Origin of the sequence: Lysinibacillus sp. FSL R7-0073, assembly GCF_038009065.1 — a bacterium.
GTDB classification, from domain to species: Bacteria; Bacillota; Bacilli; order Bacillales_A; family Planococcaceae; genus Lysinibacillus; species Lysinibacillus fusiformis.
This window is the reverse complement of record NZ_JBBPAS010000001.1, coordinates 2,746,743-2,765,002: the sequence shown is the minus strand read 5'-3', so window position 1 is coordinate 2,765,002 and position 18,260 is coordinate 2,746,743. Positions and strand designations below refer to the sequence as shown.

Sequence of the window (18,260 nt, the reverse complement as noted above, 5' to 3'; positions counted from 1 at the left end):
GTGGTTATGAACATAACCACTGTCAATAAATTGAAAAGTAAATGAAATAAAGAGGCAAAGTTGAATAGTTAAAATATTTTTTTGAACCATTAAAAAACTCAGCAACGATTAAATGTTGCCTGAGTTTTCTTTACGAGCTACGAATGGGTGGATTCTCCGCCATCCACATGTAAAACTTGCCCCGTTACATGTCTAGAATCATCCGATGCTAAATAAACGAATGTAGGGGCCACCTCAAAGGGCTGTGCCATTCGGTTAAAAAGATTTCCTCCGTGCAATGCGTTTTCGTCAGAGGAAAAACTGGAGGGAATCAGTGGTGTCCAAATACGACCTGGGGCAATAGCATTGACGCGAATCTGCTTTTTAGCAATGCTCTTTGCTAAAGAACGAGTCCAGCCGACGACAGCTGCTTTTGTTGCAGAGTAATCGATTAATAAAGGCTCCCCAGCATAGGCTACAACTGAAGCGGTACCAATGATGGAGCTACCAGCTTGTAAATAAGGGAGGGCTGCTCTTGTCGTATAAAAATGTGAATAAATATTAAGTTTAAACGTTTCATCGAATTGTTCATCTGTAATGTCAGTCAGGTCATTTTGTTGAAACTGAATGCCAACATGGTTACATAATATATCTAAGCGTCCAAACGTATGAATGGTTTCAAAAACAATATCTGCACAATGTTTTTTTTCACGGAGATCCCCAGGAAGGAGTAAACATTTTTTTCCTAGTTCCTCAATTCTATTTTTAGTTCGAGTAGCGTCCTCATGCTCATCTAAATAAGCAATTGCTACATCAGCCTCCTCTTTCGCAAAGGCAATCGCAGCAGCTGCACCCATTCCACTATCACCCCCAGTAATAAGGGCAACTTTCCCTTTTAATTTTCCACTACCTTTATAATGAGGGTTTTCAATGATAGGCTTCGGCACCATTAAGCTTTCGAGACCTGGCTGACGAAGCTGCCTTTGTTCAGGTTGGGTAAGGGGTACTTCTTTATATTGCGTAATCTTTCCATAGACAGGATATTGAGGGTATGGATCTTCTTTTTTATTGTCCTCAAACCATTTTTGATATAAACGGATTTGTTCCATTAAATCTTGGTTATCTTTAGCTGGCCCGTCACTTGGATTGTTAATAACCAATCCCTCCTTTTCAACATATACTATGATTAATTACCTTCTTATGTTAAAGCAAGGAAACGACTATAATCGCAGGGGGATTGTTAGAATGGAGATTGAATTTTTCCCAGAAGTGACAAGGTTACTAGAAAATAACGTAAATCAATTAAACATTCATTATTTAAATTACAGCTGGTTTACACCGAGTATTGGTGTTAGACCCCCGTATTATTGGCATCCAAATTACGAACCTTATTACCCATTAGGATAAAAGAATCTATGAGCTCAAGTTTTGATCGAGCTCATTTTTATTTTGTTTTAAATGAGGATGCAGGCATTACAGCATTGATGGCACAAGAGAGTAGGGAGATCAATATAATAAGTATGCGATAGTTGAATCTTGATGTTTAGGAGTGACACTTGGAAATGTTCATGACCGCTATATGGGTAACGTTCATTTTTGGCAGTTTTTCGTATATATTGTTGAAATATCCTCATGATGTTTTAAAGGTGAGCCCCTTTTCAAGAGGATTTGCGGATAGCCCATTATTAAAAATCTACATCCTGTTTGTAGGTTGGGTATTTGTATTACTGATCATTGGTGTTTGGACCGATGCCATCATCCAATGGCAGATCCTATAATATTTTTAAAAGATGAAAAATGCAGAATATTATTCCAATTTGGTGATTTTTTGCTTATTATTAAATTGGAGGTGGTTAGTAGATGTATAGTAATACTGCAAATATGCTAAAACAAACAACAAATCTTATAAATTCATTGAATAAATTAAAACAAAATCTGACCTTTGTAAAATCATATGTCACTAGCGATAAAATATTGGCTATCTATTTTTTAAGTAATGCATATAGTGACTTTAATTTATTCAAAACTATTTATCTATCTGTAACACCTGGTGATCAAAAAATTGATGAATTCTTACAAGAGTTTGAAAAATTCTTTGTGGAAGTAAATAAATACTTACAGTTTATTTCTGAAGATAGTATAGAGGATCACCTGCATAAGGAAATAATGCTTTCAATCAATGAAACAGAAATGTACTTATTAAATTTATTAGATATCTATAGATAAATGCCTAGACATTCCTTAAAGGGATGTCTTTTTTATTACTAATACAGTATAACCAAGCTGAAAAAACGTATTAAAGAAGCTGCAATAAAATTTCAAGTACTTTATTTTTCAGAATACTCATCTCTGAGTAGGACCCAATTTTAATATATAATGTAAAAAGAAAGAGATATTGCACAAATGTAGAACATGTAGCATGTTTTGTGATAGAAAATAGGATGTAAACTCAGAGGTAGTCGGTGTGCCTTAAGGTTATCATCCTTTATTAAGATCTAAATATTAAGGAAAGACAGTGTGAGTCACTCAAATATCACAAATTTAATATAGAGCCCTTTACAATAAATTTTGATACAATTATTCGAAAAGTAAATTCAGTAACTGGTGCATGGTTCTCTATTATAACAACACCAAATGTAAATGCTGCTGCTTATTATGGAGAAAACGTAGATAGAAGTCCTAACTTTGAACAATCGAATGTCGATGGAAAACTATCAAGTATACAATTCTATTATCAATGTAATGAAACTCAAAGAGAACATAAAATCACAATTTCTAAAAAGTCATGTATTGTTTTAGTTGATAAATTTCAAAACGAAGACATTGAACTAAACTTTTTATTTAATTTATACTCAAACTTCATAAAAGCTTAAAGGTACTTCTTTTTATTTATGAAGTACCTTTAAAATTTAAGCAGAGTGCTATAGCCATTTTCAAAATAAAAGAAAAAAGGAGTAATTCCTGCACAAGGTTAATCACTCCTAACAACGAAATCTATTTTTTGTAGTTTTGAAACAAAGAGAGTCTTTATATCTCTAGACAATTGGACTTAACATTTTAAGGATAATAGAAGCATTTACGTTAGTTTGTGTGCCTCCTGCCAAAGTTTGAAGGATTACTGCTGCAGCGGAGGAATGATTTCTAAGAGTAAGTATACCTCCAGACGGTATTGCAATTATTGCCTGACCGTTGTTTTGTTGAGTACCAGCTCCTGAACCATAGACTGTTTGTGGAAGGGGTACACCATTTAAAAATAATGTGAATTGGTTAGGTTCAACCCCTGATACGCTGAAAGTAACCTCGTAGATTCCTGGTCTAGTAACAAAAATTTGAGAGGTTCCTGGAGCATGCGTAATTCCTGGAGTAACTATCCCTGTTGAATCAAAAATAACATCAGCCTCTACAGCGACAGTTTCAGGACCTAGATTATATATATATCCATATTCGCAAAGACCACTACATGCTGTTGGTGTTACAGGAGGAATAGCACCAGTAATTCCACAGAGATCAATGGCTGTGAATGGTCCTATTTGGCTTCCACATAAGCAGGAACGTTTATTACAATTACTACAGTTATCCATTTTTTCACCTCCACTTGTAGTATTTTATTCGAGTGAAATATGGAGTAAAGGGCAATAGGCTAACAATCGACTAAATTTAATCGTTTGTTATTGAAGGTTAAGTTACTGCACATTGTGAGGAAAATGTGCAGTAAGTGGCGACAAAGTCTTGATGGCATACCATATAGAAGTATAAATAAAAAAAGAGCCATCCCCTAATTGGAAATGGCAGTTCAGTGTGGGTTTGCTAAGCTAATTTGCTTAACACTACTATAACTATGTTGAGGTTGCTGGTTATGTATAGTGATTTGTCCTTGAAATAATAAAACCATTTAAAGGTCATCTGGGATAGTAGTGACCCTAAGTAACAAATCAGGAGGTACCTGTTAAACTAGTTTAGCTTAACACTAATATTTATATGATTAGTACGCTTGGGTTTTATAGTTCATTTCCTTTAAATAAAACCCAAAAAAGCCATGGCGGTCAACTAGCGCCATAGCTAAAGTGCGTGCGAATACACTCATACTTAATGTGTACAATTTAAGGTGACTTATACATTTAAAAAAGCCGCACCACACATTCCAGCTGATTGTTTGTATGTAATATGGGATAGCTTAGTACAAAAACATCGTGGGGCGATATTAAAAACAAATTATGCTATCCCAAAACTAAATTATGTTAATCGGGTTTATAACATTATCCTTATAAAAATATTATAAACTCGTTCTGAATATACAAAATAAAAAACCCAGTTTAAAACTGGGAAAACGGTTTGTCAGGTAAAAATATTATTTTTCTGGATAATCTACATGTAATGGCGGTGGAACTAACCAACCTTTATTTTTGTTAAGACGCAATAGTTTGCCCCCAATTAGAGCTTTTGCTGCATGGAATTGACCATACATTAATGCGATATCTTCGCGAGTGGAAGTACCCATTGCTTGGCTACATGCTACTAATCCTGCAGCTAGGTCAGCACTAAGGGCAGCGCTAATTTCAGGATCATTAAACTTAGCACCAGCAGGAATATCCTCCATTCTTGCTACAGGTCTTTCTGGTGAAGCTGGAGGTAAAGCAACTCCATTCGTTTTTAGAATTTTTTCTAATTGCTTTACTTCATCTCTACAAAGTTCAATGATATCTTCAATAATTTTTTTTAGATCTTCATCACCAGCGTGATTATAAAATGTTTGATAGCCTGAAATCATCCCATAGTCTGCTAATAAGCTTGACCAAACAGCAAAAACTTCTCCGTAATGTAACGGTTCATCTTTTGGATTTCCACCAAGAATACCCATACTTACACATCCTTTTCTTATTTATGGCTAAAGCATGGTTAGTATGGGTGAAAAAAGGATCCCCATTCACTCATTAATAAGATTTTTAAGATATGAGGTATAAAAAACTAATTAGAAATATAAAAAGGACCACTTTTTTAAGAAAGTGATCAAGGTATAAGCAATCTTATACTATTGAAAAAAATACCAAGGGAAGTATCAGATTCCCAAAGATTAGCAGGAGTGATATATCTAAAACAATAACAGGACACTTACATTTTATGTAACAAATTTCAATTTTGTTAGGCGATTCAACATTTTAGATAAAAGCCACAGCGAGTGAACTCTCTGCAGCTCTTTAAGTAGTTCGCCACTACACAAAATAATTTGCACGAATTTTATCTAGTTATACATTTAAAAAGCCGTAGCGTCGTCACACGCTACAGCTCGAATTGGTTTATGCCCTTTTAGGCTAGTCAGATAAGTCATTATATCATAACTTAGGAGGGCAAACCTATGTTAAAAGAAAGAACACTAACGATTACACCAGATGCTTTAGATTCAATGATTACAGACTACCACTGGATGGTTAACGCCATCAAAAAATGCGATCAGAAATGGTTATAGTGGCAAAAACGGCACAGTATGGAATTGAAGCTACACTACCAAAAGTAGCAGGCGGTGTAGGTGATCCAATTATGCGGGAAGCTATTAGACGGTCTAAGAACAAAAACGTGTTGCAGAGTATGAGAAGAAGCTTTTAGAGGTTCAAAATCTAATTGATAGAGTTGCTGGTGATAGAGAGGTTCAAGTGTTGAACTGGATGTTAGATGGCAAATCCCAACGTTGGATAGGACAGCACATGGCTTTGTCAGCAACTAGTATTAAACGTATTAAGGATAATATTGTAAAACAGATGCTAGCGTGATGTAGGGGCTTCATGCCCCTATGAAAGATATTGTACAGGAGGAAAATTAAAAATAAACAACAGAATGCACGAATTTACGAGGAAGCAGAAGTCATTTCGGTAAACTGCTAAGAATAAATCCATCACTTCTTTTTCAGCTTCTTATATTAAACTGTTTTTAGGATTGTTACCAATTTGGGTATTGTGGAGATGTTATTGAATGAGAAGAACGACTTTGAAAGATAATGTGCAATAAAAGGAGAGGTGAAAAATGGGTGTAGAAAATAAATAAAGTCGTGCCGTTCGCAAAAAAAAGATGTACTTTTTACATATTATACCTAAATGAGTTGCACTGTCTTACCCTTTGATGGTACAATCCATTCGTATTTTAAATTAGAAGGAAGTGAATTCATGAGGGATTTAGAAAAAATTAAACTCGTGAAGCCACCATTTCCCAAGCTACGATGTTTTTCTTTCAAACCTATAATTATCTAGGAGAGGATTATATTGAAGAAAAACATCGGGAACAAAACACCCAGCTTATTATTATTAATTGTATTAGTAGGCTTCCCACAAATTAGTGAAACTATTTTTAGCCCATCATTACCTTCTATCGCAGAAGCATTTGAAACTTCTATGAGTGATGCTCAGCTTACAATGAGTGTATACTTCATCGCTTTTGCCTTCGGGGTATTCTTCTTTGGGCGTTTATCTGATAAAATCGGCCGGCGCAAGGCAATGCTTTATGGGCTGATATTATATTTTGTTGGTAATGTACTTTGTTTAGTAGCAAGTGAAATGGCGGTTTTATTAGTTGCGCGCTCTATTCAAGCATTTGGTGCAAGTGTTGGTTCTGTCGTGACACAAACAATTTTACGCGAAAGCTTTTCAGGCGTTGTACGGCACAAATTGTTCGCTCAAATTTCAGCAGCCATGGCTTTCACACCAGCCGTTGGCCCGTTAATCGGTGGCTTTGCCGATTATTATTTTGGCTTTAAAGTGGTATTTTTGGTATTGGTCGCTATGAGTGTTACTGTATTTTGCTATGCGTTTTTACGCTTACCTGAAACAGCGCTTGCTACTATCGAGATAAAGCCTCTACTACCAATAGTAAAGCGCATGATAACAAATGCTCGTCTATGGCGCTATGGCGTATTAATTGGTGGTATTAACGGTGTATTATTTAGCTATTATGCCGAAGCACCGTTTATTTTTACGCAATACTTTACACTAACAAGTGCGATGTATGGTTTTTTAGGCATTGTCGTTGCGCTCGCTTCTATCGCAGGCGCAATGCTATCAAAACGACTCGTCAGCCACATAAAAGCTGAGAAGATTATTGTACGCGGATTAGTCATTATGCTCATCGGTACACTGCTTGCTACATCGGTACACTTTTTACCGATTTCATTACAAATGCCAACTATGATTGTTAGCATATTTATTATTTTGTTTGGTACAGGAACAGCTTTACCTAACTGTTTAAGCTTAGCACTCATTGACTTTCAAGATGTCATTGGTTCTGCGGGTGCGATATTTAGCTTAGGTTATTATTTACTCGTTAGTGCTATAACCTATGGTATTAGCGTTTTTCATAATGGAACACTCCTTGCGATGCCACTTTATTTTTTAGCACTAGGTATTGTTATGCTTTTAATAAGTCTACCCTTACTTTATAAAAAAGACTTTAGGCAGCAAGAAAGTGATTAACCCTTTTTATAAAAACTAAACTTATAGGTAAGAATCCATTTTGATTAATCTTTTTTTCAAAATGGATTCTTTTTATTTATAACGTAAAATCTGTTTTTTCATGGTATCTTTAATCAAATTTTATTTTAAAGCAACAATGGGGGCTTATGAATCTGTAAAAGCGTATAGAGAATTGGACATGTTACAAATGTGATAGATGTTATTACAAACGTTATATACGTTACATTCGTTATAGATTAGGTATTTAAAATTTTATCTTGTAAAATTGGAGGCAGGACGGTGCGGTAAGGTTTTCCTCTCCTGGTATTTATAAAATCCTAAATATTAGGTAAAGACAGACCGACGACCGACCAGCGCCGAGCAAATTAGTTCGGAGCATTACATACACGGCCGGCCCATATTTTTTAAGAGATTAGTTATCTTAATTAATATAAAAGGCTAATAAAACTGAAGGAGTGGTTTATATGTTAACTTCGTCCACTTTCCATAGAATTCAGTCAAACTTACTATGTAACAAGTGCACGGAAATGCACTAACAAAATAAAATATACAAAATAAACACGTTCGCTTGTACGTGTATGTCGGAAACAAGCAATTGAGACTACTAAATTGGTAGTCTTTTTTTAATCATAAAGAGTTTCAAGCCAAAGTGACAATAATGTTAGCTTAAACTATTAATTGTCACCTTTTACAATGGTTTAAAGATACATTTTTTCTTAACATAGCTCTATAAAGCTATAAAGGAGAGAGTGTCTTGAATATATTGGAAATAAATGATGATTTATTCAGAATGCTTAATAGTCTTGGGAAAGAATTTCAATTCTTCAATTTACCAATGATTATTATTGCTGAATACACAGTTATTTTCTTAGCTATTTTTGTTATTCTGTTCTGGTTTACCAAAGATAGAGAAAATAAAATAATGCTCATCTGCGCAAGTATTGCTTTCGTTTTGGCTGAAATTATAGGGAAATTTGCAGGGTTATTACATTTTAATCACCAGCCATTTGCTGTCCTGTCAAATACAAATCAGTTGATAGAAAAAGCAATAAATAATTCATTTCCAAGCGATCATACCATATTATTTTTTTCATTCTGTATGTCCTTTTGGTTGTTTAAAAAGGGAAAATGGATTCTCTGGATTTTGCTTGCGATATTAGTCGGAGTTTCACGTATTTGGGTAGGAGTTCATTATCCATTAGATGTTATTGTAGGTGCTTCGATTGGTATTACTTCTGCAATAATAATTTACTTTACAATTCCGAAATTAACACTAATAGGAAATGGAATTACCAAATATGAATCCTTTGAAAAAGTAATCAGAAGCAAATTTCATAAAGCTAAAAAAATCTAATGTAAACCCAATATTTAAGGTCACATCAAAATGTACTGCACCCTAAAAGTTAGACCAAAAATCTAACTTTTGGGGTTCACTACAAAAACTGAGTGACTTAGTTTTTATAGTTTTCTAGTTACCTGTCCGTTTATTTTTCTGTACCCCAAGTACCGCAGTAAAAAATCTTCTGTACCCCAAAAGTACTCACATAAGAATACAATTAACGGCATATAAATAAAGGTAGCTCAAAAGTTGATACCCTAGTTTGCTAACTCAGCATATTAGCCAATAAAACTAAAACTTAAGAAATTCTTCAGGTTCTGCTAAGGAAATATTTAAGATTCATAGTATATACTTATAAAAAAAGGAAATTCACGAAACCATTTGAAGTTTTAAAACGTATTGGTAGTTGTAGAAAGTATATTGGAGTAGGTGAAGAAATGGCACATACGATTTACATAGTATTAACTAAAACAGGGACATTATTATCCAAAGCGATAGGTATGTATACTGGGAAAGAGATGAATCATGCGTCAATCGCATTTGATGATGGGCTATACGAAATGTTTAGCTTTGGACGTAGGCAATTAAACAATCCTTTAAGTGGTGGCTTTTTGCGAGAGGATGCGGAAAGAGGACTATTTGAGTCAGCGGATTGTGTCATTTATCGCTGTAGAATTTCTCATTATCAATATTTAGAAATGGCTAAAATCGTGCGTTATATGTATTGGAATCGAGATCGTTATAAATACAACTTTATCGGGCTTTTTGGTGTGATGATGCAAAAGGAAGTAAGAAGAGAACGCGCTTATTTTTGTTCCCAGTTTGTAGCGACGCTATTAAAAGTGGGAGGTTTAAAGATTTATCAAAATCCAGCATTAATGACGCCTCATTGCCTAGCACAATTACCATACTTAGAGCAAGTATTTGCAGGTAAATTGGCAGACTATTTACATGTTGTGCGTGAGCCAGCTATGATGTATGGCTAACCTATTTTGATTGATAGAACGTATAAATTTAAATGGCAGAATAGTAGGTTATTCAGGCGATCTTTTTGGTTATCCAGAAGATGGCCTAATTTTTTTGCGTTAGTAATATTTTCCTCATGTAGAATGAAAATAAACCTAGTTGCACGAAAGATGAAAATGAGTCCTAATGCTGTTAATGAGCTACCATAAAGTTGGTATCATAAAGAATAGGTTAGTAGAGTCGATAGCGACAACTGCAAGGAGGAAACGTAAATGAGTGAAGAGGTTATGGCGGTAGGCTGGGATGCGATTGATGAAGCAGTATCACAGGTGCATGGGGAACAGGAGCCAAAGCATTATGGCACCATGATTCCTTATTCTTTAGGTGGAGAAGACCCTTTGGATGGTATAAGTGCCTATAAAAGTGAAACTCTAATTCCCCATTGGCATTTTGTCACATATGGGTTCTCGGAGTTATATGAAAAAGAGCTTGAAAATAAAGACTATAGTGGTTATGGATTTGAATTGACGTTTCGCTTAGTGCGCTCCGAAGATGAGGAAGAGCCCCCAGCATGGGCGTTGAATCTATTACAGAATATGGGTAGATATGTTTTTAATAGTGGGAATGTTTTTAGAGCAGGTGATTATTTGGATGCAAATGGTCCGATCTGTCTGGATGCTGATACGCAATTAACAGCGCTAGCCTTTACGCATGATCCTGAGCTTGCTGAAATAGATACGCCGAATGGCAAGGTGGAGTTTATCCAAATGGTTGGTATTACAGAGGATGAACTAGAAGCAATGCAGACATGGAAAACTCTAGGTGTGCTACAGGCGGGTATTAACCAAATTCCAAGTTATATAACTGACTTAACACGCCCCTCGCTATTACAAAACCCTGAGATTGTTGAGGCAGTAGAGCGAGGGATGATGGAAGATGGTTCAAGTACAGGCTTTTTATTCGTCGATCAACTAGCTTGGCAAGTAGGAAAAAAGGGCTTGTTTAACAAACAATCCAATGTTATTCAATTAGGAGCGAAGCAGGCAGATGTCATTGGCAAATTATTACGTGGACGAATCGTAAAGGACAAAAATCTTAGCTTAGTCGGTCAAGAGTTAACTATAGTATTTAAACCAGATAATATAGTAGGTTATCAGGAAAATGAACAGGAAATTACCATTACATTGAACAAAGAGGCAGTTGAGGAGTTAAGTCAAAATCTAGTGCCGCAAGAAAAGCAATTTGCCATATCTTCTTTAGATGGTGTTAGTTTTCAAATTATGAAAACACATATAAAGAATCAAGAAGGAGCGGTTGTGAAAACAATCGGATAAGGTAATCTCTCGCTAAATATTATTTGGCGAGAGATTTTTCTCTAAGAAAGGATGAAGCATATGCAGCAGTCTATAGAATTATTTTTAACGGATGTGTGGGATCAACTTACCACCATTTATCAGCAAGAGAGTAAACGTCTTGATGGTATTCAACATCAAAGCCGACTACAAGTAGGTATCTTTAACTATTTAAAAATCACATGGAAAAAAGGCAAAAGTCAATACGGGACTATTTATATAGATGTCTATGAACCATTTAGCTGGAGTGATAGTGCTTATAAGGTGGATGCAGGGACATACATACAGGAAATTATAGAACAAAACTATGTTGAGGATCTTTTTTTTGCTTTATGTACAAAGATGGAGCAAATGTTTCAGGCACAGCTATATGGTCCCCGATTTTTTGATTATCATTTTCAGGTGTTGCTTGAATTTGAGTATGGTGAGACGATGGGGGAATTTCAAAAGGAGCTGCTTAATGATCAAAAGCTAGCGTTCATGAAACAAGAGTTAGTGTCTTTTATTGAAATGAAAGTTATGGCAGAGCTCCCTGTGCGTCCAAGTGACAATGATGAGTTTTTCTTAGCACAGCATTTAGTCAATCCACATTTTTTTCAACAAACAGCAGAGGCGATCGAACCGATTATTCGTCAGCTACAGGAAAAACATTTGGCGAATAAAGAGCGTTTAGATCAGTGGAACCATTATTTTACAAATGCTTTTAAACATTGGGCAGAAGACCACTTTTTAAAGGGCTATTTTGAGCAAACAGATGATTACACCAATACGTGGGTACTTAAAAACGAAGACATAGAACCTTATATGGAGCAGGAAAAGCTAGATTTCTTTCTCTATGTAGCGGTCAAAATCGGTTATAAAGAACCAGCTACTCGTTTGCTATATCTCAGACTTGCTAAACAGCTTGGCTCACAGCAGGCAACAGAGTATTTACAAAATGGAAGTGGACGTTTTGAAAGTAAGCGCAAAAGTGCTTTTTTTGAGGGCAGAGCAAATGATATTTTGCAAACGATTGATATACAAATAAAAAAGGAAGAGGAAGCGGCTTATCGTGAAGCGCTTCACTATATGATTCATCTTTTACAGGAAGGCTTTCCGAAGGGCTATAAAATGACTTTAAAGACGAAAGTGAAAAATTTCCTTCCGCTTAAAAAGCTAGCCAAATCAAAGCTTCATCAGTTTTTTGCTAATTGCCTAGCCTATCCTAGCCTTTTTCCTTTATTAGCAGACTATGCTCAAGTGGCAATGAAGGAATATGCATGGTACCAGGATGTAGAGCCAAGCGAAAAATCAGCCATGCCTGGAACCTATGCTGTTTTGGGATTAGGGCTATATAGTCAGGATTATTTTCCGCTTGTGCAAAGCTATATGAGCCTTGTCGATTCCGAGCATCAGTCTGTGCAGGATTCCTATGGGGAGGCTTTTATTGAAGCTCACGGCTTATCGGTAGAGCTCCTTCCTATGTTTGTAGCCATTCTTCTTGGTGCCAATGAATCAGCAAAGCCGCTAAAAGGGATTGAAAATATGGAAGTAGACCTACTAAAGGCGCTTGTTCAGGAGTTAGAGACTAGGGAAAGCTATGAGCGTGAATTTGTTTTGTACAGAATATTTGGCGGTGCTAAGAAGCTTGCCCAGCGTATAAAACAAGAAACCTCAGAAAGGAAGGAAGAGCTAGAAAAATTACAACAATGGATCAATTAGGAGGGAAAGCCAAATGAAATGGGCGGAGGTTAGCAAATCCAAAAATTTTGAGACGGTGCGAGAAGCTGTGAACAAGCTTGATGTAAACGAACACGATGCTCAAGGAAGAACCCCATTAATGCTTTTCATCACAAATCGGATGTCAATGGGAGGGATTGAGCTTCTGCTTGCGCAAAATATAGACTTGGAGGTACGAAGATAAGCTCGGTGATACGGCACTCAGAAAAGCCGTGAAATTTAAGCAACAAGAAGTTATTTCACTACTACTTGCTAGAGGCATTTTATTACAGGCAACAGAAGGAATGACAGCCACTGCCTGGTATGCCGCAAGAGCGCATAGCGAAATAGCCGATTTACTCATGGATACACCAGGTGCCATCAGGTTGACCTTGAATTCGGAAGAACAGCGATAAGTGGATACCATCCTCTATGAACAAAATCTCGATAAAATGTGTCAACAAATTAGCAAAGTTTCCTCGTCTATTATTTTGCATGCCATTGTCAATCATTACAACTGGGATGATGGGCCAGAGTCGATGATAGCGGCTTTAAACAATCCGGTGTGTGCGGTGATAACCTTTATGGAAATGTTCGAGCTAATGGAGGGTGATTATTGGCTCAAGCAAACAGAAAATGAACTGGATGGCTCGCCTTGGAAGCAGCAATGGAAAGAGATGGCGGAGAAACTAAAGGTCAAGTTAGAACTTTAGTAGGAGGAAGTTTTTAATGGATCAAAAGGCAAAGAAAATTTTAATGCAAACATATTGGCAGTCTGGTAGATGGAGAGATGGGGAATATACGTATACAGAGGAAGATTTTCAGTATGCGAAAAGGATGGGCTTGATGTTTGAACGATTAACGATTTCCCATGATGAATGTATACAAAGACTGCGACAGCTTCATGATGAAATGCTAACTAAGGATCTTGTGGTGAAGGCTTTTTTGCACAGCCTCTCGACCCGTAAGGTATATTTACGGAGTGCGTTATCAAGTTGGGCTCTAACTGCACAACTACCGATCCATACGTATCATGAGCGACTTGAAGAGTTAGTATCCTACAGTGCCTGTGGCTATTGTAATGAACATAAAATAATGTCGAATGAAAACTATATAAACGAAGATGTAAATGTCCTTAATTTTGAAAGAATGAAGTGGGGAGGTGTTCGCTTAAACTGGCTAGTGTATTGTTTACTCGATCTAGAATGTTTAATAAAAGAACAAGAGTCATTAATAGTTAGTGAGGCAGATATACAGATTCTCAAACAGATGCTAGAGGCTATAAAGTCCTGTAAAAATACGGATGCTGCTAGACAATTAGAAAAGCGTTGGAAGGATGTTTTCAAGTCCAACCAATATGAGCGAGATGCCGTTATGGAAATATGGGGATATGCTGGCCTATTAGAATCGACAGATGATTATCGCAAGGAACGCGGGCGGGGAACTGATTTTATGGCTATGGCAACTTGGAGAGGTCAGGACGGCTATTCAGAAGAAAAAGTGAATTTCTACTTTGGCTCTTATTTATAAAAAGAAGCCTTGTTTGCTGTGGCTCTTTTTAATGACGGCTTCATTGGCTTAACAAGTACTAAAAATATCCTATATGAAGGGCTAGGTGCGACACGATGGGTGCATGGGGTTATAAAGCGTTGGAAAGCGATGAAGGTTTAGATGTAGTTGGCATGTTACAGGATTATATAGAACATCATCAAGAATCAAAGTATGTACCATTATCGAACATTGTACAAGAAATGAAAAGTAAAGGATTTTTTGGAGAGACCTTAGATGATATCGACTTTTTCTATGATGTTAGTGCCATGGCGTGTGCAGAGCTTTATATTGACTATCTCGATAGTGGGGAATTTTGTGGTCATAAAAACGTTCATTCACAAAAGCAACTGCTGGCAGATGAAGACTCGTTGGCATTTATTTTAAAATATCTGAAAGACATTAAGAATGAGATTCCAGATCAGTACGGAGAAAGAGAAATTATAGAACTATGGCGTGAGTCTGGGGATTGGCTAGAATGGTCATCTAATCTTGCCTATCTCATACAGAGAATAGAGTTAGATATTAGCCGCTTGCAACAAATGGGCGGATAGAAAACACCCTTTACTTTTGATAAAGAGCTTCTATTAGGGGATGGCAGAGTTCTTGCTATAAAACACCATGAAAGGATTCAAATACGTGTATTGAATCCTTTCAACTGATTAGACCAAGAAAAAACTGAATAGGGCTAATAAGATGGTAATAATAATGATTGGGGCAATCAGTTTCATATGTCGTTTCCGTTCTAAAACAACAATCGCTACATATTCACGAATCATGGCATTTGGCCAATAGTAAAAGGCCGTTTTCGAACCAATGCCCTGACTCTTTAAGCCAGCCAGTCTTGCATAAATTCCTGCACGAAACAAGTGAAAATTATTTGTTGTAAAGATACTGTTATATGCCTCGCCTTGTTTGATATTGTCCATGATTTGTTTCGAAAATAACATGTTTTGATACGTATTGACAGAAAGATTTTCTTGTAGCGTATGCTCTATAGGGATCCCTTTCTCAATCGCATACCTTTGCATGGCTTCTGCTTCAGGTAGATTCTCATCAGATCCTTGTCCACCAGAAAAGATAATAGTGGGAGGGGTACCTACTGCAGCTTGTCTATGATAGAAATCGATCGCTTTTTGAATGCGGCTAGCTAACAAGGGCGGTACCTTATCATTAATTAAGCCACTTCCCAGTACAATGATAAAATCTTGATTATACTTGGGGCGATTAAATTGATAGAGAAAATAAGCTGATAAGAAATTAGATAAATGGATAAAGAAATAAAATGTAATAAGGGATACCCCAGCAAATATTGGTTGGAGATGACTTGAAAACAAGCTAGCTGGATTGATAATCGGTAACAAAATAAATAATAAAATGCCAATAGCTACTAGCAAGGTTAATGAATTAGCCAAGCGTCTACCTTCCCGTTTCATTAATACTCTAGCATTTAAAAACAGGCCAAACATTAAAGCAATAATTGCAAAGGGAATAAGGAGAAAAAGGGCAATTAGTGGAATAACGACAGCCATTCTTAATAAGTAAAGATCGGATGAAAAGGAAACAATGAAGCAGAATAACAGAAATGAACAGACAAACATATTAAATAGTAGTCCGTTAATCATCCTTCTCGGGTCTTTCCAATAAGAAAAGAGAAAAATGAACAATAAAATTAGTGGAATAATGCCAAAATACATAAAAAATACACCTCTAGTGATGTTGTGGATGGATGATATCTTTCTATTATAAGGAATTATTAGCTGAAATCAACTAACTTCCAGCGTGGGCAATGACATAGACCTTCCATGAAGGAATAGAACAGCATAGCATCGGTTTCTTTTAAAGCATCACCAAGGTAGAGTATTTCTGTTATACTATCAAACAGATAGAGTTGATGAACATGTATATTGTGACGATAGAAGGTCTACCCTATGATTGGATCGAGTCATTGCAAGAACTACACGCCCATGTATTTGATGGTGCTAAGCTAACGGTTGAAAAGCTAGCGAAGAAAGAGGGCCTACTTTGCCTCTTGGCGGTGGAGGATGCAAGTGTCATCGGCTTTAAACTAGGATATCCACATCCAGATGGTGTTTTTTATAGTTGGTTGGGTGGTGTTCATGTCACGAAGAGAGGTCAGGGGATTGCTAGCCAATTAATGATAAAACAGCATGAACATATTAAAACACTGGGCTTTGACAAAGTTCGTACATATGGCAGAAATACTCTCAAAACCATGCTCATCGCTAATCTCAAGCATGGTTTTGATATTGCTTCCACATTTGTAGATGAAAAGGGAAGACATAAAATCGTTTTTGAAAAAACAATAGATTGAGGAGTTCAACATGAAAGCATATTTAGCAAATGGATTATTTTCTTTAGGAGATCGTTTAGTAAATGAACAACTAGCAGCAGCAATTCGTGAAGCTGTCCCAGGCATTGCCTTATATGTTCCACAGGAGAACGAGGCTATCAATGATAAGTCGGCTTATGCGGATAGTTTAGCGATTGCTCAGGCAGACTTAGAAATGCTACAAAATAGTGATGTATTAATTGCCGTATTAGATGGGGTTGAGATTGACTCTGGTGTAGCCGCTGAAATTGGGGCGTTTTCTATGCTGAATCGTCCTATTATTGGTGTAATGACAGATGTTCGCCAACAAGGACGGGACAATATGCAAAAAATAGAGGCATTGGTACGAGATGGGCTCGAGAATCAATTTGTCTACCGTAATTTATTTGTAATAGGCTTAATTAAACGTAATGGTGTTATTACATCTACTATTGAAGAGGCTGTAGAGGCTATACAAAAATTGTAACACGAGGAGGAAAAACGATGCTATTAGCAACATCCGATGTGGTGGCAGGAAAAGAAGTGGTTGAAACATTAGGTTTAGTGAAGGGGAATTCTGTACAGTCAAGAAACATTGGGCGTGATATGATGGCTGGACTTCGAAATATTGTGGGCGGAGAGATGAAAGAGTATGCTGAAATGCTAGTGCGCTCTCGTGAAATTGCGACACAGGCAATGGAGGAAGAGGCCAAGCATTTAGGCGCAGATGCAGTTGTTGGCGTACGCTATGCAACGTCTTCCGTGATGGATGGCACATCAGAAGTATTAGTATATGGCACGGCTGTCAGATTAAAATAAATAGTATGAGGACTTTAATCGAATGGATTAAAGTCCTTTTTTATTTCACGTTTCTGTTGTCACTGTAACCTCAAGCTGTACTTCCCAGTTCTTATTTCGTCTGAAAAAGTCAAAGCCTTAGGTTACAACCGATTAGAACAACAAACAAAATGAAATAGTAAAAGTTTACATGTCATCTAATACACCATTCAAAAGGTATTTGAACTTATATCATTGACATGAATCATCATTAGCATGGAGGGGTGTCTATGTTTATTCTACTGAAAAAGCTGTTCAATGAATGACGTATCGAAATCACTAGTAAGTTTGTAATCCTTCATGTAATTTTCTTCATATAAATAAACGAATAAATGCTCGGCATCATCTAAACGTAAGCCAACTTCTCGATCGCCATTAATCGCTAAAGTGATCCAATAAGCCTCTTTAAAATTAGATTTAGTAAACCAAACCTTTTTTAATGGTTGCTCGTTTAATTGCTGCATGATTTGATTCATTTCAGCTTCATCTGTTATTGTTATTGTCTTTTCATCTGAGGCACGAATAATTTCAATCGACTTAATTTCCTCTACATCTAGACGTTCCGTAACCTCCTTTGAAAAATCCGTGTCCCGCGTTAACAGCATTGTAGAGATATACAGAATTAGTAGAGGTAGTAAAATGCCTAGAAGTATTTTATATCTTTTTTTCATGCTCTTCTCCTTAAATTCTAAAAATTCGCACATATGTATTCTTATCCACGCTATAATTGAGCATATACTGAAATGACAAAGGAA

At 36.5% G+C, this 18,260-nt stretch carries 22 protein-coding genes; 17 read left to right on the top strand and 5 right to left on the bottom strand.

Annotation, left to right across the window (positions count from 1 at the left end):
* Positions 1-137: 137 nt before the first annotated feature.
* A complete protein-coding gene (locus MKY88_RS13820; RefSeq protein ID WP_193833703.1) occupies positions 138-1,088 on the bottom strand; it encodes an SDR family oxidoreductase in 951 nt (316 codons plus the stop codon).
* Between the two features lie 136 nt (positions 1,089-1,224).
* On the opposite strand from MKY88_RS13820, the gene MKY88_RS13815 reads away from it, so the two are divergent.
* The 3 genes from MKY88_RS13815 to MKY88_RS13805 all read left to right on the top strand — a co-directional run bounded on the left by MKY88_RS13815 (position 1,225) and on the right by MKY88_RS13805 (position 2,205).
* Positions 1,225-1,386 (top strand): hypothetical protein, encoded by a 162-nt coding sequence (locus tag MKY88_RS13815; RefSeq protein ID WP_340813943.1) that lies wholly within the window; start codon positions 1,225-1,227, stop codon positions 1,384-1,386.
* Between the two features lie 155 nt (positions 1,387-1,541).
* A complete protein-coding gene (locus MKY88_RS13810; RefSeq protein WP_254664367.1) occupies positions 1,542-1,757 on the top strand; it encodes a hypothetical protein in 216 nt (71 codons plus the stop codon).
* 82 nt (positions 1,758-1,839) lie between these two features.
* On the top strand, positions 1,840-2,205 hold the full coding sequence (locus MKY88_RS13805; RefSeq protein WP_069481710.1) for a hypothetical protein: 366 nt from the start codon (positions 1,840-1,842) through the stop codon (positions 2,203-2,205).
* An 809-nt stretch (positions 2,206-3,014) separates the two neighbouring features.
* Here the strand turns inward: MKY88_RS13805 and MKY88_RS13800 are convergent.
* Positions 3,015-3,560 carry a BclA C-terminal domain-containing protein gene (locus MKY88_RS13800; protein WP_258269192.1) on the bottom strand — a complete coding sequence of 182 codons (546 nt, stop codon included), beginning with the start codon at positions 3,558-3,560 and terminating at the stop codon, positions 3,015-3,017.
* A 767-nt stretch (positions 3,561-4,327) separates the two neighbouring features.
* Positions 4,328-4,837 (bottom strand): DUF3231 family protein, encoded by a 510-nt coding sequence (locus MKY88_RS13795; protein ID WP_258269202.1) that lies wholly within the window; start codon positions 4,835-4,837, stop codon positions 4,328-4,330.
* Positions 4,838-5,639: 802 nt separating this feature from the next.
* On the opposite strand from MKY88_RS13795, the gene MKY88_RS24630 reads away from it, so the two are divergent.
* The 11 genes from MKY88_RS24630 to MKY88_RS13745 all read left to right on the top strand — a co-directional run bounded on the left by MKY88_RS24630 (position 5,640) and on the right by MKY88_RS13745 (position 14,890).
* On the top strand, positions 5,640-5,744 hold the full coding sequence (locus tag MKY88_RS24630; RefSeq protein ID WP_258269324.1) for a hypothetical protein: 105 nt from the start codon (positions 5,640-5,642) through the stop codon (positions 5,742-5,744).
* 486 nt (positions 5,745-6,230) lie between these two features.
* Positions 6,231-7,433 carry a multidrug effflux MFS transporter gene (locus MKY88_RS13790; RefSeq protein ID WP_258269203.1) on the top strand — a complete coding sequence of 401 codons (1,203 nt, stop codon included), beginning with the start codon at positions 6,231-6,233 and terminating at the stop codon, positions 7,431-7,433.
* A gap of 754 nt (positions 7,434-8,187) precedes the next feature.
* Positions 8,188-8,787, top strand: a complete 600-nt coding sequence (locus MKY88_RS13785) for an undecaprenyl-diphosphatase (protein ID WP_258269204.1) — start codon at positions 8,188-8,190, stop codon at positions 8,785-8,787.
* A gap of 422 nt (positions 8,788-9,209) precedes the next feature.
* Positions 9,210-9,758 carry a hypothetical protein gene (locus MKY88_RS13780; RefSeq protein ID WP_036126564.1) on the top strand — a complete coding sequence of 183 codons (549 nt, stop codon included), beginning with the start codon at positions 9,210-9,212 and terminating at the stop codon, positions 9,756-9,758.
* 252 nt (positions 9,759-10,010) lie between these two features.
* Entirely contained in the window at positions 10,011-11,072 is a 1,062-nt protein-coding gene (locus MKY88_RS13775; protein WP_340813940.1) for a suppressor of fused domain protein, read from the top strand.
* Positions 11,073-11,132: 60 nt separating this feature from the next.
* The gene (locus tag MKY88_RS13770; RefSeq protein WP_340813939.1) at positions 11,133-12,791 is read left to right on the top strand and encodes a DUF6138 family protein; all 1,659 of its coding nucleotides are present in this window, start codon (positions 11,133-11,135) and stop codon (positions 12,789-12,791) included.
* Between the two features lie 13 nt (positions 12,792-12,804).
* On the top strand, positions 12,805-12,993 hold the full coding sequence (locus MKY88_RS13765; protein ID WP_328200554.1) for a hypothetical protein: 189 nt from the start codon (positions 12,805-12,807) through the stop codon (positions 12,991-12,993).
* Positions 12,994-13,021: 28 nt separating this feature from the next.
* On the top strand, positions 13,022-13,204 hold the full coding sequence (locus tag MKY88_RS13760) for a hypothetical protein (RefSeq protein WP_328200555.1): 183 nt from the start codon (positions 13,022-13,024) through the stop codon (positions 13,202-13,204).
* On the top strand, positions 13,205-13,501 hold the full coding sequence (locus MKY88_RS13755; protein ID WP_340813937.1) for a DUF4274 domain-containing protein: 297 nt from the start codon (positions 13,205-13,207) through the stop codon (positions 13,499-13,501).
* Positions 13,502-13,517: 16 nt separating this feature from the next.
* Positions 13,518-14,318, top strand: coding sequence for a hypothetical protein (locus MKY88_RS13750; RefSeq protein WP_328200557.1), 801 nt, complete (start codon positions 13,518-13,520; stop codon positions 14,316-14,318).
* Positions 14,319-14,413: 95 nt separating this feature from the next.
* A complete protein-coding gene (locus tag MKY88_RS13745; protein WP_328200558.1) occupies positions 14,414-14,890 on the top strand; it encodes a DUF4259 domain-containing protein in 477 nt (158 codons plus the stop codon).
* A 108-nt stretch (positions 14,891-14,998) separates the two neighbouring features.
* On the opposite strand, the gene MKY88_RS13740 is transcribed toward MKY88_RS13745, so the two are convergent.
* Positions 14,999-16,033 (bottom strand): YdcF family protein, encoded by a 1,035-nt coding sequence (locus MKY88_RS13740; protein ID WP_340813936.1) that lies wholly within the window; start codon positions 16,031-16,033, stop codon positions 14,999-15,001.
* A 203-nt stretch (positions 16,034-16,236) separates the two neighbouring features.
* Here MKY88_RS13740 and MKY88_RS13735 point away from each other — a divergent pair, with 203 nt between their 5' ends.
* Genes MKY88_RS13735 through MKY88_RS13725 form a run of 3 tightly spaced genes read left to right on the top strand, consistent with a single transcriptional unit; the run spans position 16,237 to position 17,487 of the window.
* Complete coding sequence (locus MKY88_RS13735; protein WP_193832294.1) at positions 16,237-16,671, top strand: GNAT family N-acetyltransferase; 435 nt, start codon at positions 16,237-16,239, stop codon at positions 16,669-16,671.
* A gap of 10 nt (positions 16,672-16,681) precedes the next feature.
* Positions 16,682-17,155 carry a nucleoside 2-deoxyribosyltransferase gene (locus MKY88_RS13730; RefSeq protein WP_069481699.1) on the top strand — a complete coding sequence of 158 codons (474 nt, stop codon included), beginning with the start codon at positions 16,682-16,684 and terminating at the stop codon, positions 17,153-17,155.
* Positions 17,156-17,172: 17 nt separating this feature from the next.
* Positions 17,173-17,487: a YbjQ family protein gene (locus tag MKY88_RS13725; protein ID WP_069481698.1), complete on the top strand. Its 315-nt coding sequence runs from the start codon at positions 17,173-17,175 to the stop codon at positions 17,485-17,487.
* 257 nt (positions 17,488-17,744) lie between these two features.
* Here the strand turns inward: MKY88_RS13725 and MKY88_RS13720 are convergent, their stop codons facing one another.
* Positions 17,745-18,176 (bottom strand): DUF5301 domain-containing protein, encoded by a 432-nt coding sequence (locus MKY88_RS13720; protein WP_069481697.1) that lies wholly within the window; start codon positions 18,174-18,176, stop codon positions 17,745-17,747.
* Positions 18,177-18,260: the final 84 nt, after the last annotated feature.

Bases quoted from the DNA above. Each gene is read 5' to 3' on its own strand.
- MKY88_RS13820 (WP_193833703.1), bottom strand. From the start codon at position 1,088: ATGGAACAAATCCGTTTATATCAAAAATGGTTTGAGGACAATAAAAAA.
- MKY88_RS13815 (WP_340813943.1), top strand. From the start codon at position 1,225: ATGGAGATTGAATTTTTCCCAGAAGTGACAAGGTTACTAGAAAATAAC.
- MKY88_RS13810 (WP_254664367.1), top strand. From the start codon at position 1,542: ATGTTCATGACCGCTATATGGGTAACGTTCATTTTTGGCAGTTTTTCG.
- MKY88_RS13805 (WP_069481710.1), top strand. From the start codon at position 1,840: ATGTATAGTAATACTGCAAATATGCTAAAACAAACAACAAATCTTATA.
- MKY88_RS13800 (WP_258269192.1), bottom strand. From the start codon at position 3,560: ATGGATAACTGTAGTAATTGTAATAAACGTTCCTGCTTATGTGGAAGC.
- MKY88_RS13795 (WP_258269202.1), bottom strand. From the start codon at position 4,837: ATGGGTATTCTTGGTGGAAATCCAAAAGATGAACCGTTACATTACGGA.
- MKY88_RS24630 (WP_258269324.1), top strand. From the start codon at position 5,640: ATGTTAGATGGCAAATCCCAACGTTGGATAGGACAGCACATGGCTTTG.
- MKY88_RS13780 (WP_036126564.1), top strand. From the start codon at position 9,210: ATGGCACATACGATTTACATAGTATTAACTAAAACAGGGACATTATTA.
- MKY88_RS13775 (WP_340813940.1), top strand. From the start codon at position 10,011: ATGAGTGAAGAGGTTATGGCGGTAGGCTGGGATGCGATTGATGAAGCA.
- MKY88_RS13770 (WP_340813939.1), top strand. From the start codon at position 11,133: ATGCAGCAGTCTATAGAATTATTTTTAACGGATGTGTGGGATCAACTT.
- MKY88_RS13765 (WP_328200554.1), top strand. From the start codon at position 12,805: ATGAAATGGGCGGAGGTTAGCAAATCCAAAAATTTTGAGACGGTGCGA.
- MKY88_RS13750 (WP_328200557.1), top strand. From the start codon at position 13,518: ATGGATCAAAAGGCAAAGAAAATTTTAATGCAAACATATTGGCAGTCT.
- MKY88_RS13745 (WP_328200558.1), top strand. From the start codon at position 14,414: ATGGGTGCATGGGGTTATAAAGCGTTGGAAAGCGATGAAGGTTTAGAT.
- MKY88_RS13740 (WP_340813936.1), bottom strand. From the start codon at position 16,033: ATGTATTTTGGCATTATTCCACTAATTTTATTGTTCATTTTTCTCTTT.
- MKY88_RS13735 (WP_193832294.1), top strand. From the start codon at position 16,237: ATGTATATTGTGACGATAGAAGGTCTACCCTATGATTGGATCGAGTCA.
- MKY88_RS13730 (WP_069481699.1), top strand. From the start codon at position 16,682: ATGAAAGCATATTTAGCAAATGGATTATTTTCTTTAGGAGATCGTTTA.
- MKY88_RS13725 (WP_069481698.1), top strand. From the start codon at position 17,173: ATGCTATTAGCAACATCCGATGTGGTGGCAGGAAAAGAAGTGGTTGAA.
- MKY88_RS13720 (WP_069481697.1), bottom strand. From the start codon at position 18,176: ATGAAAAAAAGATATAAAATACTTCTAGGCATTTTACTACCTCTACTA.